The organism is Streptomyces sp. MZ04, from assembly GCF_004684775.1.
GTDB lineage: Bacteria > Actinomycetota > Actinomycetes > Streptomycetales > Streptomycetaceae > Streptomyces.
The window spans coordinates 1-20,871 of sequence record NZ_SRIC01000086.1; the positions used below are offsets into that span (position 1 = coordinate 1).

A 20,871-nucleotide genomic window follows, 5' to 3' on the forward strand; every position below is an offset into this window, starting at 1 on the left:
GGGGTGCGGGGGAGGCACTTGGCGGAGGTGCTGGCGGAGGGGCTTCGGCACCGATCAAAGTCACCGGGGACCTGAAATTGACCGTGATTTCCGGTATACCGCTCCACCTTCGCCGAAGGCGCCGTCGGCGCTCCCGCGCACTTCCACACCAAGGCCACGGAGCTGTTCGCCGAGTCCTCCGAGCGCTACGACAACCACTACGTCGACAGCCCCGTCTGGCGAGACGCCCTCGCCGCCTCGTGAGCGCACCTCACCTCGGAATGTGGACGCCGTTTGCGTACAGCAGTAAAAGGGCTCCACAATCCTGACGTGGTCTACTACCTTGGACGGGGTAGTTCAGGTGAGTGGACTGGCCGAGAGTGGAGAAAGCGGAAGGGTTGGCTGTGGACGCGTCGAGAAGTGGTCAGGAGGCGGCACCCGGTGCACGGTGGGGTGCCCTCGGGCCCGTCGGGCTCGTGCTCGCGGGCGGCGTCTCCGTCCAGTTCGGCGGAGCCATCGCCGTGAGCGTGATGCCCAAGGCGGGAGCCCTCGGCATCGTCACCCTGCGGCTCGCCTTCGCCGCACTGGTGCTGCTCATCGTCTGCCGGCCCCGGCTGCGAGGGCACTCGCGGGCCGACTGGGGGACCGTCGTCGCCTTCGGTGTGGCCATGGCCGGGATGAATGGGCTCTTCTATCAGTCCGTCGCCCGGATTCCCATGGGGCCCGCTGTCACTCTTGAAGTCCTTGGGCCGCTCGCCCTCTCCGTTTTCGCCTCCCGGCGTGCGGTGAATCTGCTCTGGGCCGGGCTCGCGCTGTGCGGCGTCTTCCTGCTGGGGGGCGGCGGTGGCTTCAGCGGGCTTGATCCCGTTGGCGTTGCGTATGCCCTTGGGGCCGGTGTGATGTGGGCGACCTACATCGTCTTCAGTGCCCGTACGGGGCGTCGCTTCCCGCAAGCCGATGGGCTCGCCCTCGCCATGGTCGTCGCCGCCGTGCTCTTCCTGCCGCTCGGGCTCGTCGAGTCGGGGGACAAGCTCATTCAGCCCGAAGTGCTCGGGCTCGGTGCCGCCGTCGCTGTCATGTCTTCTGTGCTTCCGTACACGTTGGAACTGCTCGCCCTGCGACGGCTTCCCGCCTCCACCTTCGCGATCATGATGAGTCTGGAACCGGCCATCGCCGCCGTCGCCGGATTCCTCATCCTGAACCAGGCCCTCTCCATGAACGAGGCCCTCGCGATCTCGTTGGTCATCGCCGCCAGCATGGGTGCTGTCCGCACTCAGGTCGGGCGCAAGTCGGCTCGCGGTGGGGGTGTCGTGGCCGGGGGGAAGCCTGCGGAGGCCGTGGATCCGGTCACCGAGGTCGTCGAACCGGTTGCTGAGACCGTGGATCCCGTCGCCGAGGCCGCAGTTGGCGTCGCCGCCGAACCTCTCCCGGAGTCGTCCGGAAAGTAAGGCAAGCACGCTTGCTTGTTTCTTCGGACGCTGCCATGCTCCGGGGCACCGTCGTGCCCCGAGGGGAGCGTTCCGTGTCCGAAGCTGTGCCCGTACTCGACGATCTGCGCAGTGAGAGTGAGGAACTCGACCAGTTGGTCGGGGGGTCGGGTGATGAGCGGTGGGCGCTCGCCACGCCTGCCGCCGGATGGACCGTCGCCCATCAGATCGCCCATCTCGCCTGGACCGACCGGGCCTCGGTCGTCGCCGTCACCGATCCTGATGCCTTCGGCAAGCTCGTCGAAGAGGCCCTCGCCGCACCCGGCTCGTTCGTCGACGACGGGGCCGAGGAAGGGGCCGGGCTGCCGCCCGCCCAGCTGCTCGCGCGGTGGCGGGAAGGGCGTGAGGAGCTGCTGGCCGCCCTGCGCGCCGCCCCTCGCGGCACCCGCTTTCCCTGGTACGGGCCGCCCATGTCCGCCACCTCCATGGCCACCGCGCGGCTCATGGAGACCTGGGCCCATGGGCAGGACGTCGCCGACGCGCTCGGCGTCCGGCGCACCCCCACCGACCGGCTGCGGCATGTGGCTCATATCGGGGTGCGGGCCCGGGACTTTTCGTTCGGGGTGCATGGGCTGAGTGCGCCAGGTGAGGCCTTCCGGGTTGAACTGGTCCTTCCCTCCGGTGAGTTGTGGGTTCAGGGGCCCGAGGATGCGCTCCAGCGTGTCACCGGGCCCGCTCTTGATTTCTGCCTGCTCGTCACCCAGCGCGCGCATCGGGACGATCTCTCCCTGCGGGCGGAGGGCCCGGACGCCGAGCGGTGGCTCGACGTCGCCCAGGCCTTCGCGGGGCCCGCCGGAACGGGCCGCCCGGCGAAGGGGGCGACCCCGTGAGTCGCGTCCTGCGTGTCGGGAATGCCTCGGGGTTCTACGGCGACCGCTTCGATGCCATGCGCGAGATGCTCACCGGCGGCCGGCTCGACGTCCTCACCGGGGACTATCTCGCCGAGCTGACCATGCTGATCCTCGGGCGCGACCGGCTCAAGGATCCGTCGCGGGGGTACGCGAAGACCTTCCTGCGGCAGCTGGAGGAGTGTCTGGGGCTCGCCAAGGAACGTGGCGTAAAGGTCGTCGCCAACGCCGGTGGGCTCAATCCCGCCGGACTCGCCGATGCCGTGCGGGAGTTGGCCGCTCGGCTCGGGGTCGAGACGAACGTCGCGTACGTCGAAGGTGATGATCTCGGCGGGCGCTTCCCCGGCGCTCTCACCGCCAACGCCTACCTCGGTGGCGCCGGAATCGCCGAGTGCCTGAGGGGCGGGGCCGATGTCGTCGTCACGGGGCGCGTGACCGATGCCGCGCTCGTCACGGGGCCCGCCGCCGCGCACTTCGGGTGGGCGCCGGACGATTACGACCGGCTCGCGGGAGCCGTCGTCGCCGGGCACATCCTCGAGTGCGGGACCCAGGCCACCGGTGGCAACTACGCCTTCTTCGGGGAGAGGGCGGAGCTGCTGCGCCGGCCCGGATTCCCTCTCGCCGAGATCCACGAGGACGGGTCCAGCGTCATCACCAAGCACGACGGGACCGGCGGTTTCGTCGACGTCGGCACCGTCACCGCTCAGCTTCTGTACGAGACGTCCGGCGCCCGGTACGCCGGGCCCGATGTCACCGCCCGGCTCGACACGGTCACCCTCACGCAGGAGGGGCCGGACCGTGTTCGCGTCGGCGGTGTGCGGGGTGAGGCGCCGCCCCCGGCCCTCAAGGTCGGGTTGAACCGGCTCGGCGGCTTCCGCAACGAAGTCGTCTTCGTCCTCACCGGGCTCGGCATCGAGGAGAAGGCCACCGTCGTACGCGCGCAGATCGAGGACGCGCTCGGGCAGTCCAAGTCGGCGCCCGCGGAAGTGGGTTGGGATCTCGTGCGCACCGACCGGCCCGACGCCCCCACCGAGGAGACCGCGAGCGCCCTGCTGCGGCTCGTCGTGCGCGACCCGCAGCAAGAGCCCGTCGGCCGCACCCTGAGCGGCGCCGCGATCGAACTGGCCCTCGGCAGCTACCCCGGATTCCACGTGACCGCGCCCCCGGGCAAGGGCGCCCCTTACGGAGTCTTCGAAGCCGCGTACGTCGAGCGGGGCGAGGTCGAGCATGTGGCGGTGCTCGCGGGCGGGGAGCGGATCCCTGTGGCGTACGGCGCCGAGACCCGCGTACTCGAGGAGCTCGCCGACCCGTCGCTGCCCGAGCCTCTGCCGCACGGTCCCACCCGCCGCGCTCCCCTCGGCCTCGTCGCCGGTGCCCGCAGCGGGGACAAGGGCGGTGACGCGAACGTCGGCGTGTGGGTGCGCACCGAGGAGGCCTGGCGGTGGCTCGCCCACGCACTGACCGAGGAACGCTTCCGCGAACTCCTCCCGGAGGCTGCGGATTTGACCGTCGTACGCCATGTCCTGCCGAATCTGCGTGCCCTGAACTTCGTCGTCACCGGGATCCTCGGCGAGGGCGTCGCCTCGCAGGCCCGCTTCGATCCGCAGGCCAAGGGCCTGGGCGAGTGGCTGCGCGCCCGCCACCTCGACATACCGGAGGTACTGCTCGACATGCCGGAGGAGCTCCTGTGACCGTCCTTGCGTCCGCGCTCGATCCCGCGAGCCCCGAGTGCGCCGAACACCGCGACGCGATGCTCGCCAAGCTCGACGAACTCGGCACCGAGCAGGCCAAGGCCCTGGAGGGCGGCGGCGAGAAGTACGTCCAACGGCACCGCAAGCGGGGGAAGTTGCTTGCGCGGGAGCGGATCGAGCTGCTTCTCGACCCCGATACGCCCTTCCTTGAGCTGTCCCCGCTGGCCGCCTGGGGGAGCGACTATCCCGTCGGCGCCTCGATGGTCACCGGCATCGGGGTCGTGGAGGGCGTGGAGTGTCTGATCACCGCCAACGACCCGACCGTACGCGGTGGCGCCAGTAACCCGTGGACCCTGAAGAAGGCCTTCCGGGCGCACGAGATCGGGCATGCCAACCGGCTGCCGTCCATCCATCTCGTCGAGTCGGGGGGTGCCGATCTGCCGTCCCAGAAGGAGATCTTCATCCCGGGGGGTGCGATGTTCAAGCACCTCACCCAGTCGTCCGCCGCCGGAATCCCCACCGTGGCCGTCGTGTTCGGCAACTCGACTGCCGGTGGCGCGTACGTGCCCGGCATGAGCGATCACGTGATCATGGTCAAGGAGCGGGCGAAGGTCTTCCTGGGTGGGCCGCCGCTGGTGAAGATGGCCACCGGCGAGGAGAGCGACGACGAGTCGCTCGGCGGTGCCGAGATGCACGCCCGCACCTCCGGCCTCGCGGACTACCTCGCCGAGGACGAGCGGGACGCGCTGCGGCAGGCCCGTCGGGTCGTCAAGCGCCTCAACTGGCGTAAGGCGTACGCCGATCCGGTCGCCGTCGTGGAGCCGCCGAAGTACGACGAGGACGAGCTGCTCGGCATCGTGCCCGGCGATCTGAAGGTGCCCTTCGATCCGCGCGAGGTCATCGCCCGCATCGTCGACGGCTCCGACTTCGACGAGTTCAAGCCGCTCTACGGGTCGAGTCTCACGACAGGGTGGGCCTCGCTGCACGGCTATCCCATCGGGATCCTCGCCAACGCGCAGGGCGTCCTCTTCAGCGAGGAGTCCCAAAAGGCCGCCCAGTTCATCCAGTTGGCGAACCAGCGCGACATCCCGCTGCTCTTCCTGCACAACACCACCGGCTACATGGTCGGCAAGGAGTACGAGCAGGGCGGCATCATCAAGCACGGCGCCATGATGATCAACGCCGTGTCGAATTCGCGGGTGCCGCACCTGAGCGTCCTGATGGGCGCCTCGTACGGAGCCGGGCACTACGGCATGTGCGGGCGGGCCTACGACCCGCGCTTCCTGTTCGCCTGGCCCAGCGCCAAGTCCGCCGTCATGGGGCCGCAGCAGCTGGCAGGGGTCCTGTCGATCGTGGCGCGCGCCTCCGCGACCGCCAAGGGGCAGCCCTACGACGACGAGGCCGACGCCGCGCTGCGCGCCATGGTGGAGCAGCAGATCGAGTCGGAGTCCCTGCCGATGTTCCTCTCGGGGCGGCTGTACGACGACGGAGTCATCGACCCCCGCGACACCCGCACCGTCCTCGGCCTGTGCCTGTCCGCGATCCACACCGCCCCCTACGAGGGCGCGCGTGGCGGCTTCGGCGTCTTCCGGATGTGAGGAACTCCTCGTGATTACTTCCCTGTTGGTCGCCAACCGCGGCGAGATCGCCTGCCGCGTCTTCCGCACCTGCCGCGACCTCGGCATCGCCACCGTGGCCGTGTACTCCGACGCCGACGCGGACGCCCTGCACGTCCGCGAGGCCGACACCGCCGTACGCCTGCCGGGCTCGGCACCGGCCGACACCTATCTGCGCGGCGAACTGATCGTGAAGGCCGCGCAGACGGCCGGTGCGGACGCCGTCCACCCCGGATACGGCTTCCTCTCCGAGAACGCGGACTTCGCGCGCGCCGTGCTCGACGCGGGGCTCGTCTGGATCGGGCCGCCCCCAGAGTCCATCGAAGCGATGGCGTCCAAGACGCGGGCCAAGGAGCTGATGGGCATCGCGTCGCTCGACTCGGTCACCGAGGCCGACCTTCCGGTCCTTGTGAAGGCGGCGGCGGGCGGTGGTGGCCGCGGCATGCGTGTCGTTCGTGAACTGGCCGCTCTGGAAGGTGAGTTGACGGCTGCTCGGGCTGAGGCGGCCAGCGCCTTCGGGGACGGTGAGGTCTTCGTCGAGCCGTACGTGGAAGGCGGTCGGCACGTCGAGGTGCAGATCATGGCCGACGCGTACGACACCGTGTGGGCGCTCGGCACCCGGGACTGCACCCTCCAGCGCAGGCACCAGAAGGTCATCGAGGAGTCCCCGGCGCCCGGCCTCGGGGACGGGCTGCTCGAGACGCTGCGGGCACAGGCCGTGCGCGCGGCGCGTGTGACCGGGTATCGCGGGGCGGGCACGGTCGAGTTCCTCGTCGCCGGCGACAAGGCGCACTTCCTCGAGATGAACACCCGCCTCCAGGTCGAACACCCCGTCACCGAGGCGGTGTTCGGGGCCGATCTGGTCGCGCTGCAGATCCGGATCGCGGAGGGCGAGGCCCTGGAGGGTGAACCGCCCGCCGCGCGCGGACATGCCGTCGAGGCCCGCCTCTACGCCGAGGACCCGGCCGCCGAGTGGGCCCCGCAGACCGGCACCCTGCACCGCATCGACGTGCCCGGCGTGCGGCTCGACACCGGGTACGCGGACGGCGACACGATCGGCGTGCACTACGACCCGATGCTGGCCAAGGCCATCGCGTACGCCCCCACACGCGCCCAGGCCGTGCGCAAGCTGGCGGGCGCCCTGGAACGCGCGACCCTCCACGGCCCGGTCACCAACCGGGAGTTGCTCGTCCGCTCCCTGCGGCACCCGGAGTTCACCGAGGCCCGCATGGACACCGGCTTCTACGACCGGTACGTCACCGAACTCGCCACGGCCGCACCCGACCTGCACGCCCCGCTGGCCGCCGCGCTCGCCGACGCGCACGGCCGCTCGCGCTTCGGCGGCTGGCGCAACCTCGCATCACAGCCCCAGGTCAAACGCTTCCGCAGCGAACCCGACGGCACCGAGCACGAGGTCCGCTACCGGCACACGCGGGAGGGGCTGAGCGCCGAAGGGGTACGGGTGGTCTCCGTGGCCCGCGACCTCGTCGTACTCGAAGTGAACGGCGTACGACGGCAGTTCAGCGTCAGGAGGTACGGCGACGACCGCGTGTACGTCGGCGGGGTCGCCCTCACGCCGCTGCCGCTGCTCCCCGAACCCACCGCCCGCCAGGAGCCCGGCTCCCTGCTCGCCCCGATGCCCGGCACCGTCGTGCGCCTGGCCGATGGACTCACCGAGGGGGCGACGGTGATCGCCGGGCAGCCCCTCATCTGGCTGGAGGCCATGAAGATGGAGCACCGCATCTCCGCTCCCGCCTCCGGCACCCTCACCGCCCTGCACGCCGAGCCCGGCCGCCAGGTCGAGGTCGGCGCGCTGCTCGCAGTCGTAGACGTCGAAGCAGTCGTAGCCGCCGTACAGGAGGAGCAATCCGTATGAGCACCGCTCGCAGCACCGTCCTCGAAACCGAAGAGCACAAGGATCTGCGCGCCGCAGTCGCCGCCCTCGGCAAGCGCTACGGCCGCGCCTACATGACCGGCGTCGTCCAGGGCGGAGGCCACCCCGAGGAACTGTGGGCCGACGCCGCGAAGCTCGGCTACCTCGGCGTGAACCTGCCCGAGGAGTACGGCGGCGGTGGTGGGGGGATAGCCGAACTCTCCATAGTCCTCGAGGAGTTGGGCGCGGCAGGCTGCCCGCTCCTCATGATGGTCGTCTCGCCCGCGATCTGCGGCACCGTCATCGCCCGCTTCGGCACCGAGGAGCAGAAGCGGGCCTGGCTGCCGGGTCTCGCCGACGGCACCCGCACGATGGCGTTCGGCATCACCGAGCCCGACGCGGGCTCCAACTCCCACCGCATCACGACGACCGCGCGCAAGGACGAAGCGACCGGCGACTGGCTCCTGACCGGCCGCAAGGTGTTCATCTCGGGTGTCGACATCGCCGACGCGACGCTCATCGTGGGCCGCACCGAGGACGCCAGGACGGGCAGCCTCAAGCCCTGCCTGTTCATCGTGCCGCGCGAGGCGGAGGGCTTCCAGCGGCGGCAGATCGAGATGGAACTCCAGGCCCCGGAGAAGCAGTTCGAGCTGGTGCTTGATGATGTCCGGCTGCCCGCCGACGCGCTGGTGGGCGACGAGGACGCGGGACTGTTGCAGCTGTTCGCCGGGCTGAACCCCGAGCGGATCATGACGGCGGCGTTCGCGATCGGCATGGCGCGCTTCGCGCTCGCCCGCGCCGTCGAGTACGCCAAGGAACGCAGCGTGTGGAAGAGCCCGATCGGCGCCCACCAGGCCATCGCGCATCCGCTCTCCCAGTGCCACATCGACATCGAACTGGCCCGCCTGATGATGCAGAAGGCGGCCCGCCTCTACGACGCCGGCGACGACATGGGCGCAGGTGAGGCCGCCAACATGGCCAAACTGGCGGCCGCCGACGCGTGCGTGAAGACCGTCGACCAGGCGGTGCACACGCTGGGCGGCAACGGCCTGACGAAGGAGTTCGGCCTCGCCTCGCTGATCGTGGCATCACGGGTGGCGCGGATCGCCCCGGTGAGCCGGGAGATGATCCTCAACTATGTGTCGCACCAGACGCTGGGGCTGCCGAAGTCGTACTGACGCCTTTCCTTGTCGTTCTTTGTCGCCTCAACTCCCGGAGTTCTCATGAGTGTTGTGTACGCGCCCCCAGAGCGCGGCATCGTCACCCTCACCCTGGACGCGCCCGCCAACCGCAACGCGCTCTCCGCGGGACTCGTGGCCGGGCTCGCGGAAGCGCTCGGCGACTGCGGCAAGGACCCCGACGTACGCGGGATCGTCCTCACCCACACGGGGTCGACGTTCTGCTCGGGCGCCGATCTGCGGGAGCCGCCGGACCCGGCCGCCTTCGTGGGGCTGCTGCGGCAGATCGTGGAGCTGCCGAAGCCGGTGGTGGCGCGGGTGGACGGGCATGTACGGGCCGGTGGGCTCGGGCTGCTCGGGGCGTGCGACATGGGGGTCGCGGGGCCGGGGTCGTCGTTCGCGCTCACGGAGGTACGGATCGGGGTCGCGCCGGCGGTGATCTCCATGCCGCTCCTGCCCCGCCTCGATCCGAGCGCCGCGGCGCGCTACTTCCTCACGGGGGAGCGGTTCGACGCGGCGGAGGCGGCGCGGATCGGCCTGGTGACGGCGGCGTCGACCGCGGACGTGGACGCCGCCCTTGCTCCTCTCATCGACGGTCTGCGGAAGGCGGCTCCGCAGGCCCTGGCGGAGACGAAGAAGCTGCTCACGGTTAGGGTGCTCGACGCATTCGACCACCACTCGGACGCCGTCATCGCCCTGTCGGCGCGGCTCTTCGGCTCCGCCGAGGCGGAACAGGGGATGGCGGCGTTCCTCGAACGACGGGAGCGCCCATGGGTGTTGTGACCGCGGCGGACCGTTCGCCGAAGCAGGACCGCAGCCGTGCGACGCGGCAACGTCTCCTGGAGGCCGCCGTGTCCTGCCTGGCCGAGCACGGCTGGGCGGGGTCGACGGTGTCCGTGGTCGCCGAGCGGGCCGGTGTCTCGCGGGGTGCGGCGCAGCACCACTTTCCCACGCGGGAGGACTTGTTCACCGCGGCGGTGGAGTATGTGGCCGAGCAGCGCTCCACCGCGCTGCGGGAGCTGGCGGCGCAGGATCGGGCCGCCGTGGTGACGGCGCTCGTCGACCTCTACACGGGGCCGTTGTTCCGGGCGGCGCTGCACTTGTGGGTGGCGGCGTCGAATGAGCCTCAGCTGGGGGCGCGGGTGACGGAGCTGGAGACCCGTGTGGGCCGGGAGACGCATCGGATGGCGGTGGAGTTGTTGGGGGCCGATGAGTCGCGTCCCGGCGTCCGGGAGACGGTCCAGGGGCTCCTGGACATGGCGCGAGGCCTGGGCCTCGCGAACCTGCTGACGGACGACGGGGCGCGGAGGGAGCGGGTGGTGGGGGAGTGGGCGCGGTTGCTGGATGAGGCGCTGGGGTGAGCGGCGTCGACAGTGCGCACCACCGTTCCGGCCAACCCCATAGTCTGGGCGGGCCGGAAATGCTGGGAGGCCCTTGTGTATGTGTCCAGGCTGCGGATCGGCGGAATCCGCGGATTCCACGACAGCCGCATGGTGGACCTGACCTTCACGCGGCCCGACGGAACCCATCCCGGCTGGACGGTGCTCGCCGGGCGGAACGGCTCAGGCAAGACGACCATGCTGCGGGCGCTCGGCGCGGTACTGACCGGTCCAGGGGAGCCCATTGCCTTTGACGGGTGGCTCACCGGGGGAGCGGATCGCGGGTCCGTGGCAGCATTTGTCCACCGGTCCCCTGAGCCGTCCCTTCCGGTGATGCCGTGCGACCTCTGGGAAGACGAAACCGTCTCCGCTGACGAGCGGGCCGTCTACTTGACCATCAGCGGCCTGGAAGATGAGCACGGTCGCCGCGACCAGATAGAAGAGTGGGCTTACAGCGAGGAACACCGGCATGACCACTGGTGGGGTGCGTCTCGGCGATGGGGCGGATTCTGCGCGGGATACGGCCCGTTCCGCAGGCTCTCCGGCGGCTCGCACGAGTCCGAGACCTATGCGCAACGAGCCCGCCGCTCCTCCCCGTTGACCACACTCTTCTACGAAGAGGCCGCGCTGTCCGAGGCGGTCTCATGGCTCGTGGATCTGCATCTGCGGCGGCTTGAGGGGCGCCCCGGAGCATCGGAACTCCTCGAAGCCGTACTGGACTTGATGGGCGACGGACTGCTGCCCGACGGCTACCGCATCAGCCGCGTGGACTCGGACGGCCTGTGGGTGAGCCGGGGCGACAAGGAATTCGTGCTCCAGGAGATGAGCGACGGATATCGGGCCATCGCGGCGCTGGTTCTCGATCTCGTACGCCATCTTCACTCCGCCTACGGCGAGATCCCGCTGGGCAGGTCGGAGGACGGCTGTCGGGAGGTACGGCTGCCCGGTGTCGTCCTCATCGACGAAGTCGACGCCCATCTCCATGTGAGCTGGCAGAAGCGAATCGGTGACTGGCTGAAGTCTCGGTTCCCGTTGATCCAGTTCATCGTCACCACGCATAGCCCGTACGTCTGCCAGTCGGCCGATCCCGGGGGGCTGATCTGGCTAGGTGGCCCCGACGACACCGAGCCGCCCCACGTCGTCGACGAAGACCTGTACCAACGTGTCGTCTACGGCAGTGGTGATGACGCGGTCCTCTCGGAACTCTTCGGACTCGACAGCCCTTACTCGCAGAAGGCCGAGGTGCTGCGGCGGCGGCTCGGCGATCTCGAAGGGCGGGTGCTGGCAGGGGAGGCGACCGCCGGTGAGGCCGCAGAGTTCGAGGAGCTGTCCAGGACGCTGACCAGCTCCACCATGGCCCGCGTGGACGAGGTGGCGGCGCGGCTCTCCAGGAAGCGCGGATGATTCCGCTGCGACGCCCTGCGCTCGGGAACCCGCTGGCTCAGCGGCTGGCGGGGCACACGGAGGCGTTACGGGACCGGGCTGCCGATGGAGCTGAGGCGCGTCGAGTCTGGAGGAGCGCCCGTGCTGTGCGAGGGCAGGTGCAGACGGAACTGGAAGCGATGGCACCTGGTTTGGCGCGGTGCATGTACTGCGGTGATAGCCAGGGCACTTCGGTCGACCACTTTCAGCCGCTGGCCCTGGCGCCGGTGCGGGCGTTCGACTGGCTCAACCACCTGCTCGCCTGCGCACACTGCAACAGCAACGCGAAGCGCGACCAGTACCCGTGCGACGAGACCGGCGAATGCCTGCTGCTCGACCCCAGCCGCGACGATCCGTACGACCACCTGCGGTTGATCCTGCGTACCGGCGAATACCGTCCAGTCACCCGTAAGGGCGTGGAGACGATCAGGGTCTTCGGTCTGCAGCGCCCGGCACTTGAGCGCGGTCGGGCGGCTGCCTTTGCTCCGCGTGATGCACCTGCCTGGCGCGGAGGCTGTGCTCGGAGCCGATGTCGTGGCGGCGCTGCGCCGGGGTGTGGGACAGGGCTCGGGCGTCACCGGAATGCTGCCGGGGCAACGCGCGAACCTCACCCCCTCCCCCGTGGACTGATCCAGCACTGATGGGCCCCCCTTCAGAGGGATTCAGCGGGGCTGGTGGGCCCCACTGCACGCAGCCTGGCCGGTTGCCGCAGCGAGGGCCGCGCGCCAGCCGCCGCCATGGGCGAGCACGGAGGCCGGCCCACTGGAATTGCCCGTCACGGTCGCCGTACGGGTGGTGCGGCAGGGCCCGCAGTGGGTCTCGGTGTCGAGAGGGCGGAAGGCGTGCGCGGGGCCCGGTCCGGCGCAGGTCACCAGCGGCTGCAGACCGGGTGCGGAGGCCGGCCGAGGGATGGCCGGAGGCGGGAGCTTCTCGACCAGGCGGTGGCGGAGGAAACCGACAGCACAGCGGACGCCGCCGTCGGGGAGCCCTGCGGCGAGGGCGTGACGCAGTTCGGCAGGAGTGCAGCCGTTGAGCAGCCACTGGGCGGCGGCTTCGGCAAGGCCGCGAGCTTCCTGGACCCCGAGAGACAGCTGGTGGTGCTGGTAGCGCAGGCCGAGCAACACACGTTCAGCGACGGCTAGTTCCGCGTCGCAAGGCCCAGCCCCCGCCGGCTCGCGCGGCTCCGGCGCGTCCAGCGCTTTGGGCGGGTGGTGGGAAGCGTTCTTGTCTACCGTCTTACGTCCCGGTTGAGAGCCGCCGCCCGCCCGACCTGTCGGCTCGCCGACCGCCGGAATCTGCTCACTCGGAGGCATTCCGTCCCGTACGACGGTAGCCTCCTCACGCGTGAGGGTGACGTTTGCCAGGACGTGGGTGGTGAACCACTTCCCGGCCGTTCCCTGCTCTCACCAAGTGTGCAAGTAGCCATGCTCGGAGAGGAGTTGCTTCGCGCGCTGGTAGGCCCGGCCGGTGATGCCCAGCTGGGCGGCGTGTGCGCTGAGGGGCTTGTCGACGGCTGCCTCGGGCAGGCCCTGCGCGTAGATCAGCAGGAGTTTCGCGTCGGGGGTCAGGCGTGAATGCCGGACGAGGTCGTTGGAAACCTTCGTGTAGCGCTGCGTGGGCGCATTAACATGGCGAAGCATCCCTGGGGCTCCTTGTCGTAAGCCTCGGTGGTGAAGGCCCTCGGTTAGGTGCTGGATACACCGCCGGGGGCCGCCCCATGTGACGTGATGCACACGGAACGTGATGACGCGGTCACCGTACAGCATCAACTCGCCCCGCTGTATGCCGCTTTGAGAAAGCGGGCCGAGCGGGCCCCTCCGTCACCGCAGTTCGAGCAGCATCACGTCATGGCAGTCCGCGCCCTGCCAGGGGCGGGCTTCGCCGACTTTCCGGTAGCCCCACGACCGGTACGCGGACAGCGCGGCCTCGCTGTCGGGGTGGACGTTGAGCAGCACGCGTTCGGCGTCGACCCGTTCGAGTACGGCTTGGTGGAGCCGCCGGGCGATGCCCTGTCTGCGCCATGGCGGACGTACAGCCAACTCCAGGAGCCCGAAGGTCCGTTGTCCGTCCTCGCGGCGTAGTTCAGCAGGCACCGGGGTGGTGAGCTGGTCCCACCACCCGGTGTTCGGGCCCAGCGGGTAGCCATAGGCCATGCCGACGGGCGTTCCGTTCTCGGTGCGGGCGAGGGCGCCACGGAAGGTGCGTTTGCGGGCTTGGGAACGGAACCGGCGGAAGGCGGCGGCGACGTCCGCCGCAGTCTCGCCGTAGGGCAGCTCGGCGAACGCCTCGGCGTAGACCAGGGCGAATGCCTGCTCGGCACGCGTGGCAGCGTTGCCGTCCATGCCTTCAACGCTGATCGCTTCTTCTTGAATCATCCCCTGCTCTCTCGTCCGGTCTCGCGGATGCGTTCTACGCAATCCTGAGCCATCGCAGTGTCGATGCGCTTGGCCGACCGCTGAAACTCACGCAGCTTTCGGAGGAGGCGGGGCGAGGAAATTTCGCCGCAGCAATCGAGGACGGCGTTCATCTCCGTACACGCTTCTTCGGCCTCTCCGGAATCGAGCAGTACGCCCGCGAGTTTGACCCGGTAGGACGCGCTGTTGCGGGCGTAGTCGCAGCCGATGCCACGTACGGCGGCGCGGAGGAAAGGCACCGCGCGGTTGGGCTGCTGTGCTCGTACGTACATATCGGCTGTGGCGTAGTCGACCTCGAAGGGGCCGGCGAACTGTGCCCAGTTGGGCACTTCCTCATCGCTGCCTGTGCGCCCCTGATAGGTGACGGCCCGGCTCAGTGCCCGTCGTGCCCCGGTCAGGTCGCCGGTGTGCGTGGCGATGTTGGCGTCGCGCAGAGCGATGACCAGGTGCACGGTGGGTCCGGCGCCTGCTCGGCCTGCGAGGCGGTAGGCATTTTCGACTGCGCTCGCCGCCTCCCAAGTGCGGTTCGCCTTGACCGAGAGGAGCACGAGCGTCTCCAGAACAGAGACCTGGAGCAGTGGGCTCTCGACGAGCTGCGCCGCCGCGAGCGCCTCCATGCATGCGGCGCGGCCCTCGCGAATGAGTCCGCCGTCGTACCCGTACCAGGCTTGGTGCCCGTACAGCTCTGCGAGCATCGTCTGGAGTTCTCGGCCGATGCGAGAGGTGTATGAGGCGGCGTCCAGGGCTCCCGTGATCTCGGCCTCGATGCGGCGGGCCTGCGCCATGGCCGGGGTGCTGCCTGCGGAGTGGTCTGTCCGATAGAGGCTGTCCAGACGTGCACGCAGGCATGCGACATCAGCTGTCCCGATTAGCGGGCCCGGCCGACTGGGAACAAGAGCCGCTGCTGCAAGGGCTCCCGCGTCGGCAACGAATGTTCTCCGCTTCACCTCTCCAGCGTCGCTGATCGGCGTTGTCGCGGTCATGCGGTGTGCAGGAACCTCGAACCCCATCTCGGCCAGCGGGATGCCGAATACGGCTTCCAGTACGGCTTGTTGGCCCGGATGCGGCAGCGGTGGCGGCGTTTCGCGCTCCCAGCGGCGCAGTTGCCGCACGCTCACGGCTGCAGCAATGCCGAGACGAGTGGCCTCGCGGATGAATTCGGCGACGAATGACTCCTGGGTGTACCCCGCTGTTTGCCGTAAGAGCGCGAGATTGCTGGTGACTTCGGAGGCCATGCGCTTCCCCTCGCGACCGTGAGCGTCCTCTCACGGTAACGGCAAGGGTGCTGCACGGAGAGTGAAACGTCCTCCCAAATGTCCGGCTCCTCATCCCGCTTGATGCCCCATCAATCGCTGAACTGGTGGTGCACCGCTTCCCATCAGCTCTCTGAACCGGGGAGGACCCGTGTCCATGACCATTCGCGTTTACGACGTCGACAGCCGGACCGGCAAGGCCACACGTGAACGCGTCCTCGTGACCGTGGAGCCCGCAGGGCGGAAGCGCCCGCCACCGCTCTCCAGCGCCTACCCGGAGTGCCGGTGTCAGAGATGCCGGGCCTACGGCAAGGACCAATGAAGTGGTCCGGAGGAACCCCAACCACCGAGACAGAGGAGAGAACCGATGGCTACACCTCCTGTTCCCCCGCCCGACCCTCCGGGAAGCCCGGTCCCGGTCTCGACGCGCCGCCTGATCACCGACGCGCAGTTCACGAGTTGCGTCGCGGTTGTTGCGGACAACAATCCGGACATGTCGCGTGACATGTCCGGGCGCATCGTCGAAGAGGCGCTGAAGTTCATGGTCGCCTGCGCTGCATACCCGAATGCAGGGCTGGCCCCGTCCCGGATCGTCGATGAAGGCTGGCATGCGCTGATCCTGCATACCGCTGTGTACGCGGAGCTGTGCGACAGCCTCGGGTCGTTCGTGCATCACTTCCCTGGCTGGGATCCGACGCACCACGACCCCGCGATCCTTGACCGCACACGATCCCTGATCGGGGAGTGCGGGTACGCGGCCGACCCGGAGCTGTGGGGGCCGCCGACCGACACCCTGCTGGTAGCGGTCGCAGCGAAGTGCCAGCACGCGCCCGAGTGCACGATCCGGCCCATGCCGACACCGCAACCACCGGTGAACTGATGGCAATTCCGCCAGGGCCGTACGCTGGCCGTATGACCGAAGCTCAAGCTCGTCACCTGGAGCGCATGCTCAGGCTGTGCGGTTTGCCCGGCGTCGCGGCTCCGGCGGACCCTTCCGAACCGTCCGGCGCATGGCGCATCTACGACCGCCCTGATCCGGCGGAGCGGACCGACATCACGGCGGAGGTCAGGCAGCGGCTGCGTGCCGGGGTTGAATCGGACGGGCCATTGCTCCCGACCGATTCCGGGGCCGTACGAGGCTTCATTGTCCCGAGGTCCCCAGGGATCTCATAGGCGTCTGTAGGCGCACGCCTCGGCGGACATCGGGCCGGACGGAGTCCCGCGATTCGCTGCTCGAAGCGGCGAATATCGCGGGACATTCCTGTGATCCGGTCCCTCGGTCAATCTCAGCGCGCGATGTCCCCGTACCCCTCGATCTCCCGGGGGCTACGAGTGCCCGGCCCGACATACCGGGCCGACGGACGCACCAGCCGCCCCGTCCGCTTCTGCTCGAGAATGTGCGCCGACCAACCGGCGGTCCGCGCACACGTGAACATGGACGTGAACATGTGCGCCGGCACCTCGGCGAAGTCGAGGACGATCGCGGCCCAGAACTCGACGTTCGTGGCCAGGACACGGTCGGGGCGGCGCGCGTGCAGCTCGTCCAGCGCCGCCTTCTCCAGCGCCTCCGCCACCTCGAAGCGAGGCGCGCCCAGCTCACGGGCCGTACGGCGAAGGACGCGGGCACGGGGGTCCTCGGCCCGGTACACCCGGTGGCCGAAGCCCATGAGGCGCTCGCCCTTGTCCAGGGCCTGCTTCACGTACGCGACCGCGTCGCCCGTCCGCTCGATCTCCTCGATCATGCCGAGGACTCGGGACGGCGCGCCCCCGTGCAGGGGGCCGGACATGGCACCCACGGCGCCCGACAGCGCCGCCGCCACGTCCGCGCCCGTCGACGCGATGACCCGCGCGGTGAACGTGGACGCGTTCATGCCGTGCTCGGCGGCTGACGTCCAGTACGCGTCGACGGCCTGGACGTGCTTGGGGTCGGGCTCTCCGCGCCACCGCTTCATGAAGCGCTCGACGACCGTGTCCGCCTTGTCGATCTCCCGCTGCGGCACCATCGGCAGGCCCTGACCGCGGGCGGACTGGGCGACGTACGAGAGTGCCATGACGGCGGCCCGCGCCAGGTCGTCGCGCGCTTCCTGCTCGCTGATGTCCAGGAGCGGCTTCAGGCCCCATACGGGGGCGAGCATCGCGAGGGCCGATTGGACGTCCACGCGGATGTCGCCGGAGTGCACCGGGATGGGGAACGGCTCGGCTGGCGGCAGGCCGGGGTTGAAGGCGCCGTCGACGAGCAGGCCCCAGACGTTGCCGAAGGAGACGTGGCCGACCAGATCCTCGATGTCGACGCCGCGATAGCGAAGCGCGCCGCCCTCCTTGTCGGGTTCGGCGATCTCCGTCTCGAACGCGATGACTCCCTCAAGTCCGGGTACGAAGTCGGACATCAGGCGGCTCCTCGTGATGTGTACGACAGATGGTGGTGACAGACAGCTCGTGACCATGTGTCAGTAAGGGGTGCTGCCGGTCCGGTTACGCGGCCCGCTGGTGCGTCGCTGCCCGCTGTCGGCTCGCGGTCCGGATCGGTCACCCCGGTGATTCCCCGTGCGGCTGGTGGTCACCCAACCGATACGGCAGCGAAAAGATAACCCTTGGTGCCACCCTTGGCGATGGGAAGCGGCACTCAGTGCCACACGTCACCCCCCTACGTGGTGAACGGCGGCCTGCCGGGTGACCCTTCGTATACGGCAAGATGACGGCGTGACCGATCGAGCCGCCGCCGCCTCCCCAGCCTCGCCGTCCGCCCCCGTAGCCGCGCCCCAGACGCCCGCGCCCGATCCCGCCGCCCTGCGGGCCCAGTACGGCGCCGACGGGCTCCTGGAGGCGGAGCTGCCGGGTACGCCGATGGAGCAGTTCGCGAACTGGTTCGCGCAGGCGCTCGGCGCGGCCGAGACGGGCGTGCTGTACGAGCCGAACGCCATGATCGTCTCGACGGCGGACGCCGAGGGCCGCCCCAGCTCCCGCACGGTCCTCATGAAGGGCTACGACCGGAGCGGCTTCGTCTTCTTCACCAACTACGAGTCCCGCAAGGCCCGCGAGCTCGCCGCCAACCCGTACATCTCGCTGCTCTTCCCGTGGCACCCGGTGGCCCGCCAGATCATCGTCACCGGCACGGCGGAGCGCGTCGGCCGCCAGGAGACGGTCACGTACTTCCGCAGCCGCCCGCACGGCTCCCAGCTCGGCGCCTGGGCCAGCGCCCAGTCGTCGGTGATCGCGGGCCGGGAGGAACTCGACCACGCGTACGCCGATCTGGCGGCGCGCTACCCGGAGGGCGAACAGGTCCCCGCGCCTCCGCACTGGGGCGGCTTCCGCGTCGTACCGGAAACGGTGGAGTTCTGGCAGGGCAGGGCGAACCGGCTGCACGACCGCCTGCGCTATGTGCGGGCGGAGGCGGAGGCGGATCCGGGTTCCGCTGCGGGGTGGACGGTGGAGCGCCTCAGCCCGTGAGGGCGGCCTACCCCGTAAGGACCCCGTCCAGAAACGGTTCGATCGCCTCGCGCCAGGCCTCCGGCTGGTCGTAGTGGACGAGATGGCCCGCGTCCGCCACCTCCGCGTACGCCCCGCGGGGCAGCACGCGGACCATTTCCTGGGACTCGGCGCGGCCCAGCTCGCCGTCCAGGCCGCGGACGACGAGGGTGGGGCACTGGACCTGGGCGAGGTCCTCCCAGTGGGCGTCGTGCACCCAGGTCTCGCGGGACTTCAGCATCTGGTCGCGGTCGAAGACGGGGCGCCAGCCGTCGGGGCCCTCGGTCATCACCTCGGCGAAGAACTCGCCGCGGGAGGGGTTGGGCCGCTCCACCCAGGGGTCGTCCTCGCCGAACCATTTCCGTACGTCGGCGAGTGTCGCGAAGGGCACGGGCCAGGCCTTGAACCAGTCCTCCCACTCGCGCTGCGACGCGGCGCCCAGGGCGGACGCCCGCATGTCGCAGATGATCAGGGCCCGGACGAGATCGGGGCGCCTCGCGGCGAGCTGCCAGGCGGTGAGCGCTCCCATGGAGTGGCCGATGAGGACGGCGGGGGCGATGCCGAGCTGGACGAGCGCCGCCTCGGCGTCGTCCACATAGGCCTCGCGGGTGAAGGGGCCCTCGGGGGGCTTCTCGCTCTGCCCGTGCGCGCGCTGGTCGAGTGCGACCGCGCGGTGCCGTTCGGAGAGCCAGCGGGCGGTGCCCGCCCAGTGCGATGCGCGGCCCATCAGGCCGTGCAGTAACAGCACGCCGCCCGGCGGCCCTTCGGCCTCCCTGGTTTTGGGAGGATCGGCGAACTCCCAGGCGGCCAGGCGCACGCCACCCGCGCCCGTCACGTCGATGCGCCGCACCATGATTCCTGGCACCCCCCTTGAATCCGCTCGGGTTGAACGCCTGGTTCTGTCACGCACCCCCGCACGCTATCGAACTCCCTTTCGAAAGCGGGCGGATCGCCGGCAACACCCCTCGTTCGAGTGACCGCACTCAAGGATTGGCCGCCGCAGCCGAGGGGAGATCTTCATCGGGAGGCGGGCCGCTCGGGGAAACCGGTCCGAGGGGGATGACCCTGGGAGCTCGGGGCTCCGGGTCAGAACAGGGGAGGACAGGCCCCGGCGCTCAAGGGCGCCGGGGCCCTCTGTGTCTCCGTGGCGTGCGGGCGCGCCAGCTCCGTGGCGTGCGCGCACGACCCGCGTGCGGATCCGCACGCGGCCTCGCTCGTACTCACCAGACGGGCACATCCTTCTGCCCCCTCCCACGCCTGTGACGGCCAGACCCGGTGCCGACACGGCCAAGAGCCCTCAGGTCATATGCCTCTCGCGACAGCCTCGCACGCAAAGCGCCCGGCCGCTGCGATTCCGCACACTGAATCTTGGACCCCACAGGATCCAGGAGTCTTCACAACTGCCCAATACTTACCGGTAGTTGACGCACGTTTACCCCAACGAGGGACGCATTCCGTCGAAAGCCGACCTCAGCGCTTGGCGACGAACACGTGCGAAGCGACGTCCGCGGCCAGCTCGGCGGCCTCGCCGCTGCTGCCCACCAGGACCCCGCCCGCGGACTCCGTCACGCTCACCACGGAGCCGGGCTGGACGCCCGCCCGCCGCAGTGTGTACATCAGCTGCGCATCCGTCTGGATCGGCTCACCGATCCGGCGGACCACGACCGTCTTGCCCTCGGCACCCGGGTCGAGGTCGGCCAGCGAGACCATGCCCTCGTCGAGGAACGGATCGGCGCCGTCCTTCTCGCCCAGCTCCTCGAGACCCGGGATCGGGTTGCCGTACGGAGACTCGGTGGGGTGGCGCAGGAGCTCCAGGACACGGCGCTCCACCGCCTCGCTCATCACATGCTCCCAGCGACACGCCTCCGCGTGGACCTGCTCCCACTCCAGGCCGATCACGTCGACCAGCAGGCACTCGGCGAGCCGGTGCTTGCGCATCACGCGGGTGGCGAGCCTGCGGCCCTCCTCGGTCAGCTCCAGGTGACGGTCGCTGGCCACGGCCACCAGGCCGTCGCGCTCCATGCGTGCGACCGTCTGGCTCACCGTCGGCCCGCTCTGGTCGAGCCGCTCGGCGATCCGGGCGCGCATGGGGACCACACCTTCCTCCTCCAGCTCGAGGATGGTGCGCAAATACATCTCAGTGGTGTCAATCAGCCCCGACATGGGTGCCCCTCAGATCTCGCTCGTGCGGCCGGCCCTGCCCTCAATTCTGACGCATACCGCTGACAACCGGGCTGCGCCAGGGGAAAACCCAGTACAGGTGGTC

The 20,871-nt window shown here is 69.8% G+C and carries 20 protein-coding genes and 1 pseudogene; 14 read left to right on the forward strand and 7 right to left on the reverse strand.

The window, feature by feature from the left end; all coding sequences use genetic code 11:
• The first annotated feature begins 383 nt into the window (after positions 1-383).
• From E2651_RS19480 to E2651_RS43990, 11 genes and pseudogenes are all read left to right on the forward strand, one after another.
• Positions 384-1,427 carry a DMT family transporter gene (locus E2651_RS19480; RefSeq protein WP_135332452.1) on the forward strand — a complete coding sequence of 348 codons (1,044 nt, stop codon included), beginning with the start codon at positions 384-386 and terminating at the stop codon, positions 1,425-1,427.
• A 74-nt stretch (positions 1,428-1,501) separates the two neighbouring features.
• Positions 1,502-2,296, forward strand: a complete 795-nt coding sequence (locus E2651_RS19485) for a TIGR03084 family metal-binding protein (protein WP_135332453.1) — start codon at positions 1,502-1,504, stop codon at positions 2,294-2,296.
• Positions 2,293-4,005 carry an acyclic terpene utilization AtuA family protein gene (locus tag E2651_RS19490; protein WP_135332454.1) on the forward strand — a complete coding sequence of 571 codons (1,713 nt, stop codon included), beginning with the start codon at positions 2,293-2,295 and terminating at the stop codon, positions 4,003-4,005. The genes E2651_RS19485 and E2651_RS19490 overlap by 4 nt, the downstream gene beginning before the upstream one ends.
• Positions 4,002-5,603: a carboxyl transferase domain-containing protein gene (locus E2651_RS19495; RefSeq protein ID WP_135332455.1), complete on the forward strand. Its 1,602-nt coding sequence runs from the start codon at positions 4,002-4,004 to the stop codon at positions 5,601-5,603. The genes E2651_RS19490 and E2651_RS19495 overlap by 4 nt, the downstream gene beginning before the upstream one ends.
• A 10-nt stretch (positions 5,604-5,613) precedes the next feature.
• Complete coding sequence (locus tag E2651_RS19500; protein ID WP_135332456.1) at positions 5,614-7,497, forward strand: biotin carboxylase N-terminal domain-containing protein; 1,884 nt, start codon at positions 5,614-5,616, stop codon at positions 7,495-7,497.
• Positions 7,494-8,672 carry an acyl-CoA dehydrogenase family protein gene (locus E2651_RS19505; RefSeq protein ID WP_135332457.1) on the forward strand — a complete coding sequence of 393 codons (1,179 nt, stop codon included), beginning with the start codon at positions 7,494-7,496 and terminating at the stop codon, positions 8,670-8,672. The genes E2651_RS19500 and E2651_RS19505 overlap by 4 nt, the downstream gene beginning before the upstream one ends.
• A 45-nt stretch (positions 8,673-8,717) precedes the next feature.
• Complete coding sequence (locus tag E2651_RS19510) at positions 8,718-9,455, forward strand: enoyl-CoA hydratase family protein (RefSeq protein ID WP_135332458.1); 738 nt, start codon at positions 8,718-8,720, stop codon at positions 9,453-9,455.
• Complete coding sequence (locus E2651_RS19515) at positions 9,443-10,033, forward strand: TetR/AcrR family transcriptional regulator (protein ID WP_135332459.1); 591 nt, start codon at positions 9,443-9,445, stop codon at positions 10,031-10,033. The genes E2651_RS19510 and E2651_RS19515 overlap by 13 nt, the downstream gene beginning before the upstream one ends.
• Before the next feature lie 75 nt (positions 10,034-10,108).
• Positions 10,109-11,455 carry an ATP-binding protein gene (locus E2651_RS19520; RefSeq protein WP_135332460.1) on the forward strand — a complete coding sequence of 449 codons (1,347 nt, stop codon included), beginning with the start codon at positions 10,109-10,111 and terminating at the stop codon, positions 11,453-11,455.
• Between the two features lie 182 nt (positions 11,456-11,637).
• A pseudogene (locus E2651_RS46155) lies at positions 11,638-11,748 on the forward strand (HNH endonuclease); the annotation flags it as partial.
• A gap of 217 nt (positions 11,749-11,965) precedes the next feature.
• Positions 11,966-12,103: a hypothetical protein gene (locus E2651_RS43990; RefSeq protein WP_167828836.1), complete on the forward strand. Its 138-nt coding sequence runs from the start codon at positions 11,966-11,968 to the stop codon at positions 12,101-12,103.
• A gap of 32 nt (positions 12,104-12,135) precedes the next feature.
• On the opposite strand, the gene E2651_RS19525 is transcribed toward E2651_RS43990, so the two are convergent.
• The 4 genes from E2651_RS19525 to E2651_RS19540 form a co-directional block, all read right to left on the reverse strand.
• Positions 12,136-12,597: a hypothetical protein gene (locus tag E2651_RS19525; protein ID WP_135332461.1), complete on the reverse strand. Its 462-nt coding sequence runs from the start codon at positions 12,595-12,597 to the stop codon at positions 12,136-12,138.
• 279 nt (positions 12,598-12,876) lie between these two features.
• Positions 12,877-13,113 (reverse strand): hypothetical protein, encoded by a 237-nt coding sequence (locus E2651_RS19530; protein ID WP_135332462.1) that lies wholly within the window; start codon positions 13,111-13,113, stop codon positions 12,877-12,879.
• Positions 13,114-13,293: 180 nt separating this feature from the next.
• Positions 13,294-13,848: a GNAT family N-acetyltransferase gene (locus E2651_RS19535; RefSeq protein ID WP_135332463.1), complete on the reverse strand. Its 555-nt coding sequence runs from the start codon at positions 13,846-13,848 to the stop codon at positions 13,294-13,296.
• Positions 13,845-15,122, reverse strand: coding sequence for a hypothetical protein (locus tag E2651_RS19540; protein ID WP_135332464.1), 1,278 nt, complete (start codon positions 15,120-15,122; stop codon positions 13,845-13,847). Before E2651_RS19540 ends, E2651_RS19535 begins: the two co-directional genes overlap by 4 nt.
• Before the next feature lie 175 nt (positions 15,123-15,297).
• On the opposite strand from E2651_RS19540, the gene E2651_RS43995 reads away from it, so the two are divergent.
• Both E2651_RS43995 and E2651_RS19545 read left to right on the forward strand, forming a co-directional pair.
• Positions 15,298-15,462, forward strand: coding sequence for a hypothetical protein (locus tag E2651_RS43995; RefSeq protein ID WP_167828837.1), 165 nt, complete (start codon positions 15,298-15,300; stop codon positions 15,460-15,462).
• Positions 15,463-15,507: 45 nt separating this feature from the next.
• A complete protein-coding gene (locus tag E2651_RS19545; protein ID WP_135332465.1) occupies positions 15,508-16,020 on the forward strand; it encodes a hypothetical protein in 513 nt (170 codons plus the stop codon).
• A 406-nt stretch (positions 16,021-16,426) separates the two neighbouring features.
• Here E2651_RS19545 and E2651_RS19550 read toward each other — a convergent pair whose 3' ends face one another.
• A complete protein-coding gene (locus E2651_RS19550) occupies positions 16,427-17,527 on the reverse strand; it encodes a citrate synthase 2 (RefSeq protein WP_135332466.1) in 1,101 nt (366 codons plus the stop codon).
• Positions 17,528-17,927: 400 nt separating this feature from the next.
• On the opposite strand from E2651_RS19550, the gene pdxH reads away from it, so the two are divergent.
• Positions 17,928-18,587: a pyridoxamine 5'-phosphate oxidase gene (pdxH, locus tag E2651_RS19555; protein WP_245239011.1), complete on the forward strand. Its 660-nt coding sequence runs from the start codon at positions 17,928-17,930 to the stop codon at positions 18,585-18,587.
• A gap of 7 nt (positions 18,588-18,594) precedes the next feature.
• On the opposite strand, the gene E2651_RS19560 is transcribed toward pdxH, so the two are convergent.
• Together E2651_RS19560 and E2651_RS19565 are read right to left on the reverse strand one after the other, a co-directional pair.
• A complete protein-coding gene (locus E2651_RS19560) occupies positions 18,595-19,458 on the reverse strand; it encodes an alpha/beta hydrolase (RefSeq protein WP_135332467.1) in 864 nt (287 codons plus the stop codon).
• Between the two features lie 617 nt (positions 19,459-20,075).
• Positions 20,076-20,768 (reverse strand): metal-dependent transcriptional regulator, encoded by a 693-nt coding sequence (locus E2651_RS19565; protein ID WP_135332468.1) that lies wholly within the window; start codon positions 20,766-20,768, stop codon positions 20,076-20,078.
• Positions 20,769-20,871: the final 103 nt, after the last annotated feature.

Excerpts from the sequence above, each read along its gene's own strand:
- E2651_RS19535 (WP_135332463.1), bottom strand. The coding sequence starts at position 13,848 with ATGATTCAAGAAGAAGCGATCAGCGTTGAAGGCATGGACGGCAACGCT.
- E2651_RS19545 (WP_135332465.1), top strand. The coding sequence starts at position 15,508 with ATGGCTACACCTCCTGTTCCCCCGCCCGACCCTCCGGGAAGCCCGGTC.
- E2651_RS43990 (WP_167828836.1), top strand. The coding sequence starts at position 11,966 with ATGCACCTGCCTGGCGCGGAGGCTGTGCTCGGAGCCGATGTCGTGGCG.
- E2651_RS19530 (WP_135332462.1), bottom strand. The coding sequence starts at position 13,113 with ATGCTTCGCCATGTTAATGCGCCCACGCAGCGCTACACGAAGGTTTCC.
- E2651_RS19560 (WP_135332467.1), bottom strand. The coding sequence starts at position 19,458 with ATGGTGCGGCGCATCGACGTGACGGGCGCGGGTGGCGTGCGCCTGGCC.
- E2651_RS19515 (WP_135332459.1), top strand. The coding sequence starts at position 9,443 with ATGGGTGTTGTGACCGCGGCGGACCGTTCGCCGAAGCAGGACCGCAGC.
- E2651_RS19565 (WP_135332468.1), bottom strand. The coding sequence starts at position 20,768 with ATGTCGGGGCTGATTGACACCACTGAGATGTATTTGCGCACCATCCTC.
- E2651_RS43995 (WP_167828837.1), top strand. The coding sequence starts at position 15,298 with ATGACCATTCGCGTTTACGACGTCGACAGCCGGACCGGCAAGGCCACA.
- E2651_RS19505 (WP_135332457.1), top strand. The coding sequence starts at position 7,494 with ATGAGCACCGCTCGCAGCACCGTCCTCGAAACCGAAGAGCACAAGGAT.
- E2651_RS19540 (WP_135332464.1), bottom strand. The coding sequence starts at position 15,122 with ATGGCCTCCGAAGTCACCAGCAATCTCGCGCTCTTACGGCAAACAGCG.
- E2651_RS19510 (WP_135332458.1), top strand. The coding sequence starts at position 8,718 with ATGAGTGTTGTGTACGCGCCCCCAGAGCGCGGCATCGTCACCCTCACC.
- E2651_RS19550 (WP_135332466.1), bottom strand. The coding sequence starts at position 17,527 with ATGTCCGACTTCGTACCCGGACTTGAGGGAGTCATCGCGTTCGAGACG.